At 44.1% G+C, this 13,063-nt stretch carries 11 protein-coding genes; 9 read left to right on the forward strand and 2 right to left on the reverse strand.

Annotation, left to right across the window (positions count from 1 at the left end; translation table 11 throughout):
• The 8 genes from ACZM60_RS04735 to leuB all read left to right on the forward strand — a co-directional run.
• A partial coding sequence (locus ACZM60_RS04735; RefSeq protein WP_489520902.1) for a hypothetical protein occupies positions 1-181 on the forward strand: 181 nt, incomplete at its 5' end.
• A gap of 140 nt (positions 182-321) precedes the next feature.
• Entirely contained in the window at positions 322-1,644 is a 1,323-nt protein-coding gene (locus tag ACZM60_RS04740; protein WP_340319461.1) for an alpha-L-fucosidase, read from the forward strand.
• A gap of 69 nt (positions 1,645-1,713) precedes the next feature.
• A complete protein-coding gene (pncB, locus tag ACZM60_RS04745) occupies positions 1,714-2,880 on the forward strand; it encodes a nicotinate phosphoribosyltransferase (RefSeq protein ID WP_489520903.1) in 1,167 nt (388 codons plus the stop codon).
• 281 nt (positions 2,881-3,161) lie between these two features.
• On the forward strand, positions 3,162-4,658 hold the full coding sequence (locus tag ACZM60_RS04750; RefSeq protein ID WP_340319460.1) for a 2-isopropylmalate synthase: 1,497 nt from the start codon (positions 3,162-3,164) through the stop codon (positions 4,656-4,658).
• A gap of 18 nt (positions 4,659-4,676) precedes the next feature.
• Complete coding sequence (gene leuC, locus ACZM60_RS04755; protein ID WP_340319459.1) at positions 4,677-6,074, forward strand: 3-isopropylmalate dehydratase large subunit; 1,398 nt, start codon at positions 4,677-4,679, stop codon at positions 6,072-6,074.
• Positions 6,075-6,095: 21 nt separating this feature from the next.
• Complete coding sequence (gene leuD, locus ACZM60_RS04760) at positions 6,096-6,692, forward strand: 3-isopropylmalate dehydratase small subunit (RefSeq protein WP_340319458.1); 597 nt, start codon at positions 6,096-6,098, stop codon at positions 6,690-6,692.
• Positions 6,693-6,705: 13 nt separating this feature from the next.
• Positions 6,706-8,232: an alpha-isopropylmalate synthase regulatory domain-containing protein gene (locus tag ACZM60_RS04765; protein ID WP_489520904.1), complete on the forward strand. Its 1,527-nt coding sequence runs from the start codon at positions 6,706-6,708 to the stop codon at positions 8,230-8,232.
• A 16-nt stretch (positions 8,233-8,248) separates the two neighbouring features.
• The gene (gene leuB / locus ACZM60_RS04770; protein ID WP_489520905.1) at positions 8,249-9,310 is read left to right on the forward strand and encodes a 3-isopropylmalate dehydrogenase; all 1,062 of its coding nucleotides are present in this window, start codon (positions 8,249-8,251) and stop codon (positions 9,308-9,310) included.
• A 150-nt stretch (positions 9,311-9,460) separates the two neighbouring features.
• Here the strand turns inward: leuB and msrA are convergent, their stop codons facing one another.
• The gene (gene msrA / locus ACZM60_RS04775; protein ID WP_489520906.1) at positions 9,461-9,946 is read right to left on the reverse strand and encodes a peptide-methionine (S)-S-oxide reductase MsrA; all 486 of its coding nucleotides are present in this window, start codon (positions 9,944-9,946) and stop codon (positions 9,461-9,463) included.
• A 113-nt stretch (positions 9,947-10,059) separates the two neighbouring features.
• Between msrA and ACZM60_RS04780 the strand changes: the two genes are divergently transcribed.
• Positions 10,060-10,881, forward strand: a complete 822-nt coding sequence (locus tag ACZM60_RS04780) for a tetratricopeptide repeat protein (protein ID WP_489520907.1) — start codon at positions 10,060-10,062, stop codon at positions 10,879-10,881.
• 238 nt (positions 10,882-11,119) lie between these two features.
• On the opposite strand, the gene recQ is transcribed toward ACZM60_RS04780, so the two are convergent.
• A complete protein-coding gene (gene recQ, locus ACZM60_RS04785) occupies positions 11,120-12,943 on the reverse strand; it encodes a DNA helicase RecQ (protein ID WP_489520908.1) in 1,824 nt (607 codons plus the stop codon).
• Positions 12,944-13,063 lie beyond the last annotated feature (120 nt).

Consider the following 13,063-nt stretch of genomic DNA (forward strand, 5'->3'; position numbering starts at 1 on the left):
ACGCCGATGGTACTGCGCAAGTGGGAGAGTAGGTAGTCGCCGTCTTGAAGGTCCTGCAGCACCGTTGCTGCGGGACCTTTTTTTATGTCCCTGCCCCAGGGTTCCGACGGCGGGCGAAGGACTTCCCCTCCCCCAAGGACTTTCTCCGGATGCTCAGGAAATGATGACAAATGGTACTTGAGATGTTTCTGTCCATTGAATTTGGGGAGAGGGACATTAGCAAGAATTAGATCATTGCTTGACTGTCTGATGAAAAACTCGAATTTTTATTGTACCTTTGAAAAACTAAATCTAATTTTCAATAATAACTATAAAGTAAATATGAAAACACGTATCTTTCGCTTTTGGCAGACAATTTGTTTTAGTGGACTTTTGGGCGTTTCATCTCTCTATGCACAAGCACCAGTAGCAGACTATGTACCTGCTCCTGAAAATTTGCAGGCACGAAAAGAGTTTCAGGACAGTAAATTCGGTATCTTTCTTCATTGGGGACTTTATAGTATGTTCGGACAAGGAGAATGGTATATGACTAATGAGAATATTGACTGTCATGAATATGCGAAAGCGGCATCCGCTTTCTATCCTTCCCGTTTCAATGCGCACGACTGGGTTGCAGCTATCAAAGCTTCGGGAGCAAAATATATTTGTTTTACTTCCCGGCATCACGAGGGATTCTCGATGTTTGATACCAAATATTCTGATTATGATATTGTAGACGCTACCCCGTTTAAACGAGATATTATTAAAGAACTGGCAGAAGAATGCCAAAAGCAAGGCATCAAGTTGCATTTGTATTATTCACATTTGGACTGGACAAGAGAGGATTATTATCCTTTGGGAAGAACAGGGCGTGGAACCGGACGTACTTCTCATGGGGAATGGAGCACGTATTATCAGTTTATGAATAATCAGCTGACTGAATTACTAAGCAATTACGGTCCGATAGGAGCTATCTGGTTCGATGGGTTATGGGATCAGCCTGACGATTTTGACTGGGGACTGAAGGAACAATATGCCTTGATTCATAAATTGCAGCCCGCTTGTTTGATTGGAAATAACCATCATAAAACGCCTTTCCCGGGTGAGGATTTCCAAATGTTTGAACGTGATCTTCCCGGAGAGAATACGGCAGGACTTTCTGGACAGTCAATCAGTGCCTTGCCGTTGGAAACATGTGAAACGATGAATGGCATGTGGGGGTACAAAATAAAAGACCAAAATTATAAATCGGTTACCGAACTGATACGTCTGCTGGTGCGTGCAGCTGGCAAAGGTGCTAATCTGTTGATGAATATCGGTCCTCAGCCTAACGGTGAACTGCCTGCCGTAGCAGTCGAACGACTAAAAGGAATAGGTGAATGGATGGATAAATATGGAGAAACTATCTATGGTTCGACTGGTGGCAATGTCGTAACAGCTTCGTGGGGAACCACTACCCGTAAGGACAATATGCTTTATGTGCACTTGCTGGCAGACCAGATGCCTCAGTTTGTAACTTTACCATTGACTGAAAAAGTTGTGTCTTCCACCTTGTTCGACTCTGGAGAAAAGGTGAAATGGGAAAAGATTGATGGAGGAATTGTATTGCATACAGCAAACTTGAAGCCGTCGGCCGATTGTATCGTAGCATTGAAATTAAAGTAAAAAATCTGTCAGAATTGCTGGAAGTAATTTTTCTTGCTTATATTTACAGAAAGAAATAAAAACAATGTTATGGTGATAAAAACTATTTTAGATACAGATTTATATAAATTTACTACTTCGTACGCTTATATCAAACTTTTTCCCTATGCATGGGGAACATTCACATTCAAGGATCGGGATGAAACAGAATATACAGAAGGCTTTCTGGAAGCATTGAAAAGTGAGATACACAATTTGTCGTTGGTATCGCTTCGTAAAGAAGAACTGGAATATATGTTTTCACATTGTCGTTTTTTACCGCGGATTTACTGGGAATGGTTATCTTCTTTCCGTTTCGATCCCGATAAAATAGAAGTATGTCTGGACGAGCAACATCATTTGCATATAGAAGTAACCGATTACTTATATAAGGTAACACTATATGAAGTTCCTTTGCTGGCGATTGTTTCGGAAATCAAGAACCAGTTCTTGAACAGGGTTCCGGATAAAGAATCTATCTTAGCCAAGCTGGCAGGAAAAATTGAATTATCGAATGAGCACCATATGCCATTTTCTGAGTTTGGTACTCGGCGCCGGTTCTCGTTTGATGTGCACGATATTGTAGTAGCTTATCTGAAGGAACATGCCCGTTACTGTACCGGAACATCAAACTGCTATCTTGCCATGAAATACGATATGCGTCCGATGGGAACCCATCCGCATGAATGGTTTATGTTTCATGGAGCACAGTTTGGTTATAAACATGCTAATTACATGGCACTTGAAAACTGGGTAAATGTATACGATGGTGATTTGGGTACAGCCCTTTCGGATACGTATACATCCGACTCCTTCTTGTCTAATTTCAGCAGGAAGCAAGCCAAGCTTTTCGACGGGGTACGATGTGATTCGGGTAACGAATTTGAATTCATCGACCGGCTTACTGCTCGTTACAAGGAATTAGGCATTAATCCGCAGACTAAAACGATTATTTTCAGCAATGCACTCGATTTTGAGAAGGCATTACATATCTTCGATTATTGTAAAGGCAAGATAAACTGTTCTTTTGGTATCGGTACGAATCTGACAAATGATACAGGGTATCATCCCTCAAATATTGTTATGAAATTATCCCGTTGTAAGATGAATATTAACCAAGAATGGAGAGAATGTGTTAAATTATCAGATGATATGGGAAAACACATGGGAAGCAACGCCGAAGTAGAGGCTTGTTTGTATGAATTACGTCTAAAATAACGTGCGAAATACTAATTTGTTGCTAAAATGAATAAAAAACTTTCATTTTATTTTGTGATGTCGAAATATTCTCTACCTTTGCAAGCGTTTAAGACAAATAAAAGATAATAATGAATACATTTCTTATACATATTTTGCTATGCGGTATTATTATTCTATTGGTGCAACCAGTGGGAAGTGAGCCGTGTGCATGACGGTATAAGATTTATGATATAAAGCCTTTCTCACTTCTGGTGCGAAAGGCTTTTTGCTTAAATAAAACAATATAAAGATATACGTTTATGAGCGACAGATTATTTATTTTTGATACGACGTTGCGCGACGGAGAACAGGTTCCCGGTTGCCAGTTGAATACAGTCGAGAAAATTCAGGTAGCAAAGCAGCTCGAAGCTTTGGGAGTAGATGTGATAGAGGCAGGATTTCCTATATCAAGTCCGGGCGATTTTAATTCTGTAATTGAAATTTCGAAAGCCGTAACTTGGCCTACCATCTGTGCTTTGACGCGTGCTGTTCAAAAAGATATCGATGTGGCTGCCGAAGCATTGAAGTTTGCCAAGCACAAACGTATTCATACGGGGATTGGAACATCGGATCCTCATATCAAGTATAAATTCAATTCTACTCGTGAAGAGATAATCGAGCGTGCAGTAGCGGCCGTAAAATATGCTAAGCAGTACGTAGAAGACGTAGAATTCTATGCGGAAGATGCCGGTCGTACAGAAAATGAATATCTGGCTCGTGTAGTAGAAGCTGTCATCAAAGCAGGAGCTACGGTTGTCAATATCCCCGATACAACAGGATATTGCTTACCCGATGAATATGGTGCCAAGATAAAATACCTGATAGATCATGTCGACGGAATCGACAAAGCAATCATTTCTACCCATTGTCATAACGACTTGGGCATGGCAACAGCCAATACCATCAGTGGAGTATTGAACGGTGCCCGTCAGGTAGAAGTAACCATCAATGGTATCGGCGAGCGTGCCGGAAATACAGCCTTGGAAGAAGTTGCCATGATTTTACGTTGCCATCACGGCATTGACATCGATACCAACATCAATACCCAGAAAATTTATCCTACCAGCCGAATGGTTTCCAGCCTGATGAATATGCCGGTTCAGCCCAATAAGGCCATTGTAGGACGTAATGCTTTTGCCCACTCATCAGGAATTCATCAGGACGGTGTGCTGAAGAATGTGCAGACGTATGAAATTATCGATCCGAAGGATGTAGGTATAGACGATAATGCTATTGTACTGACAGCCCGTAGTGGTCGTGCGGCATTGAAACACCGTCTGCATGTACTGGGAGTTGAAATGAATCAGGAAAAACTGGATAAGGTATACGAGGATTTCCTGAAACTTGCCGACAAGAAGAAAGACATTACCGATGATGATATACTTGTACTTGCCGGAGCCGACCGCAATGTGAACCATCACATCAAGCTGGAATATCTTCAGGTGACCAGTGGTGTGGGAGTTCGTTCGGTTGCCAGTCTGGGACTGAATATTTCCGGCGAGCACTTTGAAGCAGCAGCAACGGGTAACGGTCCGGTAGACGCTGCCATCAAGGCTGTAAAACAGATTATCAAGCGTCAGATGACCCTGAAAGAATTTACCATTCAGGCTATCAGCAAGGGTAGTGATGATGTAGGTAAAGTTCACATGCAGGTAGAATACGACGGACAGATGTATTATGGTTTCGGAGCCAATACCGATATCATAGCAGCATCGGTAGAAGCTTATATAGATTGTATCAATAAATTCAGAAAATAACTAAATGAGATTTTAAGTATGGCTAATACATTATTCGACAAGATATGGGATGCACACGTAGTGCAGAAGGTAGAAGAAGGACCTACCCAGTTGTATATCGATCGTCTTTATTGTCACGAAGTAACAAGCCCTCAGGCATTTGCAGGAATGCGCGCCCGCGGATTAAAATGTTTCCGCCCGGAAAAGATTTACTGTATGCCCGACCATAATACTCCGACACACGATCAGGACAAACCGATTGAAGATCCAATTTCTCGTACGCAGGTTGACACGCTTGCCAAGAATGCAGCCGATTTCGGATTGACGCATTTCGGTATGATGAACAAGAAGAACGGTATCATTCATGTGGTAGGACCGGAAAGAGGACTTACTTTGCCGGGAATGACCATTGTCTGTGGTGACTCGCATACTTCTACTCATGGAGCCATGGGAGCAGTTGCTTTCGGTATCGGTACCAGTGAGGTAGAAATGGTTATGGCTTCACAGTGTATTCTTCAGGCACGTCCGAAGACCATGCGCATCACTATCGACGGGAAACTGGGTAAAGGTGTAACGGCAAAAGATGTAGCGCTCTACATGATGTCGAAAATGACGACAAGCGGTGCAACCGGATATTTCGTAGAATATGCAGGCGAGGCCATCCGCAGTCTGACCATGGAGGGACGTCTTACCTTGTGTAACCTGAGTATCGAAATGGGAGCTCGTGGAGGTATGATTGCTCCGGATGAAGTTACCTTCGAATACATCAAGGGACGCGAATATGCACCGAAGGGAGAAGAATGGGACAAGGCACTTGCTTACTGGAAAACACTGAAGAGTGACGATGATGCCGTATTCGATAAAGAAGTCCGTTACGATGCAGCCGATATTCAGCCAATGATTACTTACGGAACCAATCCGGGTATGGGAATGGCTATTACCGACCATATTCCTACTACAGAAGGCATGAGTGAGGTAGAAAAGAGCTCATTCGAAAAGTCTTTGCACTATATGGGTTTCCAGCCGGGCGAATCTTTGCTGGGTAAGAAAGTGGATTATGTGTTCCTCGGAGCATGTACCAACGGACGTATCGAAGACTTCCGTGCTTTTGCTTCTATCGTGAAGGGACGAAAGAAAGCCGATAATATCACAGCCTGGCTTGTTCCGGGTTCGTGGATGGTAGACGAGCAGATTCGTCAGGAAGGACTGGATAAGGTTTTGGAAGAAGCGGGTTTCGAAATCCGCCAGCCGGGATGTTCGGCTTGTCTTGCCATGAACGACGATAAGATTCCGGCAGGAAAATATTCAGTTTCTACCAGCAACCGAAACTTCGAAGGACGTCAGGGACCAGGTTCTCGCACCTTGCTTGCCAGTCCGCTGACTGCCGCCGCTGCCGCCGTAACCGGAGTAATAACCGATCCCAGAACACTTATGTAATTCGTAAAATTGTGCATCATTATGAAACAGAAATTCAACATCATAACAAGTACTTGTATTCCTTTGCCATTGGAAAATGTGGATACAGACCAGATTATTCCGGCACGCTTCCTGAAAGCAACTACCCGCGATGAAAAGTTCTTTGGCGATAATCTTTTCCGCGACTGGCGTTATAATCCGGATGGCTCACTGAACAAAGATTTTGTACTGAATAATCCAGCCTATAGCGGACAGATTCTGGTAGCCGGAAAGAATTTCGGCAGTGGTTCAAGCCGTGAACATGCAGCATGGGCCATCGCAGGTTATGGTTTCCGTGTGGTCGTATCGAGCTTCTTTGCCGATATCCATAAAAATAATGAACTGAACAATTTTGTGTTGCCGGTAGTCGTGAGCGAAGGCTTCCTGAAGGAATTGTTCGATTCCATCTATGCCGATCCGAAAACAGAAGTCGAAGTGAATTTGCCTGAACAGACCATTACCAATAAAGCAACAGGTAAGTCCGAGAAATTTGAAATCAATGCCTACAAGAAGCATTGCTTGATGAACGGACTCGACGACATCGATTTTCTGGTAGAAAATAAAGATAAAATAGAAGCTTACGAAAAAGCTCGTAACTAATTAAACAATTTCAATGAACAATCATCCGAGAATAGAAATCATGGATACAACACTCCGCGACGGCGAACAGACCAGCGGAGTGTCATTTGTACCCCATGAAAAATTAATGATAGCCCGTTTACTGCTGGAAGACTTGAAAGTCGACCGTATTGAAGTAGCTTCGGCACGTGTGTCTGAAGGAGAATCGAAAGCAGTAAAAATGATTTGCGACTGGGCAGCTCGTCGGGGAATGTTATCTCGGGTAGAAGTGTTGGGATTTGTCGACGGAAATGTGTCTGTCGACTGGATTTACAATGCGGGATGCCGGGTGATCAATCTGCTGACGAAAGGTTCGGAAAAGCACTGTACGTTTCAGTTGAAAAAAACATTAAACCAGCATTTGGCAGATATTCAGAAGGTAGTTCACTATGCCCGTGAAAAGGGAATGGATGTCAATGTCTATCTGGAAGACTGGAGTAATGGCATAAAAGATTTTCCCGATTATGTGTTTGGATTGATGGACGGGCTGAAAGATTGTGGAATAAAGCGTTTCATGTTACCGGATACACTGGGTATCCTCAATCCGTTGCAGGTTATCGAATATATGCGGAAGATGAAAAAGCGTTATCCCGATTTGCATTTCGATTTTCATGCACACAACGATTATGATTTGGCTGTAAGTAATGTGCTGGCAGCTGTTCTGAGTGGAGTGAAAGGATTGCATACCACCATCAACGGTTTGGGTGAGCGCGCGGGTAATGCACCGCTGGCCAGTGTACAGGCTATCTTGAAAGACCACTTCCATGCTATAACCAATATCGATGAAAGTCGCCTGAATGTAGTCAGCCGTATGGTAGAGTCTTATTCGGGAGTAACTATTCCTGCCAACAAGCCGATTGTAGGCGACAGCGTATTTACTCAGGTGGCCGGAGTGCATGCTGATGGCGATAACAAGAATAACTTGTATTGCAACGACCTGCTTCCTGAACGTTTTGGCAGAATACGTGAGTATGCGTTGGGTAAGAATTCCGGTAAAGCAAATATACGGAAGAACCTGGAGAGCTTGGGACTGGAGCTGGATGAAGAGTCGATGAAGAAGGTAACCGACCGTATCATCGAGCTGGGTGACCGTAAGGAACAGGTTACGCAGGAAGATTTGCCTTACATCATATCCGATGTGCTGAAACACGATACCACAACCAATAAGGTGAAACTGTTGAGCTATTTTGTCACGTTGGCAAAAGGACTCAAGCCTATGGCTACACTGAGCATCGAGATAGATGGAAAGGTATATCAGGAAAGCTCTTCCGGCGACGGACAGTACGATGCCTTTGTGCGTGCGTTACGAAAAATTTACAAAGGTATACTGGGACGTACCTTCCCTATGCTCGTGAATTATGCGGTGACTATTCCTCCCGGCGGACGTACGGACGCCTTTGTGCAGACAGTCATTACATGGAATTACGGGGACAGAGAATTCCGTACCCGCGGCTTTGATGCTGACCAGACGGAGGCAGCCATCAAGGCAACGATAAAAATGCTTAACATTATAGAAGAATAAAATAAATACTAAAACTATGGATTTTAAAATAGCTGTATTGGCTGGCGACGGAATCGGTCCTGAAATCTCTGTTCAGGGAGTAGATGTAATGTCGGCTGTATGTGAGAAATTTGGTCATAAAGTAAGCTACGAATATGCGCTTTGCGGTGCGGATGCTATCGCTAAGGTAGGTGACCCGTTCCCGGAAGCAACCTACGAAGTATGTAAGAATGCCGATGCTGTATTGTTCTCGGCTGTAGGCGATCCTAAATTTGACAACGATCCGACTGCGAAGGTTCGTCCGGAACAGGGATTGCTCGCCATGCGTAAGAAACTGGGATTGTTTGCCAATATCCGTCCGGTTCAGACTTTCAAATGCTTGTTGCATAAGTCACCTTTGCGCGCCGAACTGGTAGAAGGTGCCGATTTTCTCTGCATCCGTGAACTGACCGGTGGTATGTATTTCGGAGAAAAATATCAGGACAACGACAAGGCTTACGATACCAACATGTATACTCGTCCTGAAATCGAACGAATCCTGAAGGTTGGTTTCGAATATGCCATGAAACGCCGCAAGCATCTGACGGTAGTCGACAAGGCAAACGTATTGGCATCTTCTCGTCTGTGGCGTCAGATTGCTCAGGAAATGGCTCCTTCTTATCCGGAGGTAACTACTGACTATATGTTTGTAGACAATGCTGCCATGCGTATGATTCAGGAACCTACTTTCTTCGATGTAATGGTTACAGAGAACACATTCGGAGATATCCTGACCGACGAAGGCTCTTGCATCAGCGGTTCTATGGGATTGCTGCCTTCGGCTTCTACTGGTGAAAGCACTCCGGTATTTGAACCTATCCACGGATCATGGCCGCAGGCTAAGGGATTGAACATCGCCAATCCGCTGGCACAGATTCTGTCCGTAGCCATGTTGTTCGAGTATTTTGACCTGAAAGAAGAAGGTGCGTTGATTCGTAAGGCAGTCGATGCGTCGCTCGACGCATATGTGCGTACTCCCGAAATTCAGGTAGAAGGTAAGCCTAAATATGGAACAAAGGAAGTAGGTGCATGGATTGTTGACTATATCAAAAAAGCATGATACATTCTTACTGCTGAATTTGAGTGATATTAACCAAAAGACCGTTGCTGCATGTCTTGCAGCAACGGTCTTTTGGTTACGGGGGTATAATGACTTCTTCTGCTGTTACAGAAGAATATGCAGGCCGGTTACTTTCAATGCCCGTTGAAATCAGAATTTCTTTGTACGGATATGGCAGTAAGGTTCTCCTCCCGTCTTGTCATAATAGTGCTGATGATACTCTTCTCCCTCCCAGAAAGTTGTAGCAGGAGTAAGTTTGGTATTCACCACATATCCTTTTTCACGGAGTAGTGCAATGACCGCTTCGGCTTCTTGTTTCTGCTTTTCATTCAGATAAAATATCTCGCTGCGGTATTGCGGTCCGATGTCGGGACCCTGCCCGTCGGTTTGTGCCGGATCGTGAATCTCGAAAAAGAGCTTGCACAGTTCTGTGAACGATGTTTGTTCGGCATCAAATTCCACCAGCGTGGCTTCGGCATGTCCGGTGGTATGTGCCTTTACTTCTTCGTAGGCGGGATGTTCTTTATGTCCTCCGATGTAACCTACAGTGGAGCGTTCCACCCCTTTAGCATGTTCGAACTGGTATTGTGCTCCCCAAAAACACCCGCAGGCGAATATGGCTTTTTCTATTTTCATGATGGTTTCTGTTTAAATGATTGTTCAAACTTACAAAAACTTTTTAATATACACTTATCCCCACGGATTATTCCATTACCTTTGCTTGCAGATTTAATTAAAATTGTGTCTGGATGAAAAGAATATTTCTATGTTTGATATGCGTTCTCTCGTTGGCAGCCGGTCGCGCGCAGTCGTACAACGAGCTGGTGGAAAAAGCTATGGACTATACATTTAAAGATAGCCTGCAACAAGCCGAGCAACTGTTTCGCGAAGCTTTGCGGCTTGACCCTTACAATGCCCGAAACGCTTTGCTCTTTTCCAACCTGGGAACTGTACTGAAACGTCAGGGCAAGATAGACGAAGCAATAGAATCGTATACCATGGCATTGAACATTACTCCCTATGCTACAGCTATCCTGTTGAATCGTGCTACTCTTTATATGGAGAAAAACCTGACCGAGAAGGCTTACTTGGACTACTGCAACGTAATCGATTTGTTGCCGAACGATAAGGAAGCCCGTTTGTTTCGTGCTTATATTTATATGAAACGACGCCAGTATAAAGAGGCTCGTATCGACTATAATGTAATATTAGGTGTAGATGCCAAGCACAAGGCTGCTCGTCTGGGACTGGCTATGCTGGACCAGAAAGAAGGAAGATATATAGCTGCGCGAAATGGAATGGATTTGCTGATAGAGGATTATCCGAAGGATGCTTCTTTATATAAAATGCGCGCTAATCTGGAGCTGGAGCAGAACTTGCCCGATGCCGCTTTGCTTGATTTGGAAGAGGCTTTGAAACTTGATAGCCGGGATGCCGATGCATATGTAGTAATGGGAGATATTTATTTACAAATGGAAAAGAAGCATGAGGCAAGTGAAGCTTATGAGAAAGCAGTTTCACTGGGTATTCCTCGACTGGAGCTGATGGAAAAAATAAAGAAAAGCAAGTAATTGACTGATAAGTGTTTAAATCTCTGCTGAAAATTTGTACAAATTTTAAAAAAAGATGCCGAGGTTTTGGGTAAAACGTCGGCACATTTTTTTTAAACGTGCCGACGTTTTATTGAAAATGACTGCTTGTTTTCTTTATGAATGGCGGGAAAGGTAAAAACGGTGCTTGAAAGACTTGGATCAAGCACCGTTTTATCTGTTTATATCCGGTAAAAATAGTTGACTGTGTTCCTCTTTTCTATCTGACGAATTTCCGAATCACTTCGATAAAATCCTTACCATATTTATCCCTCTTGTATTCGCCGATACCGCTGATTTCGCCGAAGGCTTCTATCGTAGTCGGGCGTGATGAGGCAAGCAGGTGAAGTGTCTTGTCGGAAAGCACGATATAAGCCGGTATCGCCTGCTGGTCGGCAAGTCTTTTTCGCAGTGCACGGAGCTCTTCGAACAATTGTTCGTCTTCGTTTTCGAACACCATTGGAGTAGGGAACAAAACATCGTTCGGGGCAGTCTGTTTACGTCTTTTTCCTGTTGCCTTCTCCGTGTAATCTTCACGTTTGATGACAACCAGCAAAGCACGTTCGTGTCCGAATAATACTTTTCGTCCGGCTTCGGTTATTTTCAGGTGATTCTTTTCGTTGTACGCCACTTCAAAGTAGCCTAAGTTCAGCATTTGCAGCAGGTAGTCCTGCCAGTCGCGAGCCGGAATATCCCGTCCGGCACCGTAAGTTTTCAGCTTGTCGTAGCCCCGTTCGATGATTTCCTGCGTAGCAGCTCCCTTCAGTATATCTATCAGCGTATTGGTAGCTACCTGCTGGTCGGCGCGTGCGATGGCACTCAGCGCCTTTTGTACGATAATGGTACCGTCGAACCGTTCGGGAGGATTGCGGCACACGTCGCAGTTTCCACAGTCGTGATCCATTGTTTCACCGAAATAGTTCAGCAGAATCCGCCGGCGACAGATATCCGCTTCGGCATATTGCTGCATACGGTTCAGCTTTTCCATATTGATTTCCTGCTGATTGCTTTCGGCTGCAAACTTCGAGAGCAATACGATGTCGCCGAAAGAATAAAACAGCAGCGTGTCGCTGGGAAGTCCGTCACGTCCCGCACGACCGATTTCCTGATAAAAACTTTCAATACTTTTGGGCAGGTTGTAATGAATTACCCAACGCACATTCGACTTGTCTATTCCCATTCCGAAAGCAATCGTTGCACAAACCACCTGCACACGATCGTTGATGAAATCATCTTGTGCTGCCTCGCGTGCCGCCGTGCTGAGTCCGGCATGGTAGACTGCTGTCGAAATGCCATGCTCCTCCAGCATTTCCGCCACCTTTTCTGTCTTGTTGCGGCTCATGCAGTAGATAATTCCACTTTCTCCGCGATGCCGCGCGATGAAATCGAAAATGGTACGCATCTTTTCTTTTTGCTGATAACCGCGTTTCACGTCCAGACTCAGGTTGGGGCGGTCGAAAGAAGAAATGAAAACTTTCGGGTCTTTCATGTCCAACTGCTTAATGATATCCTGCCGTGTAATTTTGTCGGCTGTAGCAGTCAGCGCCACCACCGGAACATCGGGAAACTGCTGCCGGAGAACTTTCAGTTGGGTATATTCCGGACGGAAGTCGTGTCCCCATTGCGAGATGCAGTGCGCTTCGTCGATAGCAAACAGAGAAATACGGATATCTTTCAGCAGAAAGTTTATTTCGGTCATGAGCCTTTCGGGCGATATATAGAGCAGTTTGACTCTTCCCTGTCTGCACTCAAACCGGATATTGGCATCAGCTGTTTCATCGTTTGTACTGTTCAGTGCACGGGCAATGATACCATTCGCCTGCAAGCTCTCCACCTGATCCTTCATCAGTGATATCAGAGGAGAAACTACAATGGCAGTTCCTTCCATGAGCAATGCTGGAAGCTGGTAGCATATTGATTTGCCTCCTCCGGTGGGCATAAGTACAAGTGTATCTTTCTTATTTAAGATTTGAGTAATGATTTCTTCCTGTAGCGGTCGGAATTGGGTATATCCGAAGTATGATTTCAGCGTTTTCAGTACCATTTTCTATATTTATGTAATTGGCGGCAAAGATAGCTTAATCTTTTAAAATATCGTTTATCTTTTATTTGTAGGCTGTTCCAAATGTGAAAAAATGATATAACGCAAAAATAAGCTCGTATT

It is taken from the genome of Phocaeicola sp., from assembly GCF_057861905.1.

Excerpts from the sequence above, each read along its gene's own strand:
- msrA (WP_489520906.1), bottom strand. The coding sequence starts at position 9,946 with ATGAAAATAGAAAAAGCCATATTCGCCTGCGGGTGTTTTTGGGGAGCA.
- ACZM60_RS04750 (WP_340319460.1), top strand. The coding sequence starts at position 3,162 with ATGAGCGACAGATTATTTATTTTTGATACGACGTTGCGCGACGGAGAA.
- ACZM60_RS04740 (WP_340319461.1), top strand. The coding sequence starts at position 322 with ATGAAAACACGTATCTTTCGCTTTTGGCAGACAATTTGTTTTAGTGGA.
- leuC (WP_340319459.1), top strand. The coding sequence starts at position 4,677 with ATGGCTAATACATTATTCGACAAGATATGGGATGCACACGTAGTGCAG.
- recQ (WP_489520908.1), bottom strand. The coding sequence starts at position 12,943 with ATGGTACTGAAAACGCTGAAATCATACTTCGGATATACCCAATTCCGA.
- leuD (WP_340319458.1), top strand. The coding sequence starts at position 6,096 with ATGAAACAGAAATTCAACATCATAACAAGTACTTGTATTCCTTTGCCA.
- ACZM60_RS04765 (WP_489520904.1), top strand. The coding sequence starts at position 6,706 with ATGAACAATCATCCGAGAATAGAAATCATGGATACAACACTCCGCGAC.
- ACZM60_RS04780 (WP_489520907.1), top strand. The coding sequence starts at position 10,060 with ATGAAAAGAATATTTCTATGTTTGATATGCGTTCTCTCGTTGGCAGCC.
- leuB (WP_489520905.1), top strand. The coding sequence starts at position 8,249 with ATGGATTTTAAAATAGCTGTATTGGCTGGCGACGGAATCGGTCCTGAA.
- pncB (WP_489520903.1), top strand. The coding sequence starts at position 1,714 with ATGGTGATAAAAACTATTTTAGATACAGATTTATATAAATTTACTACT.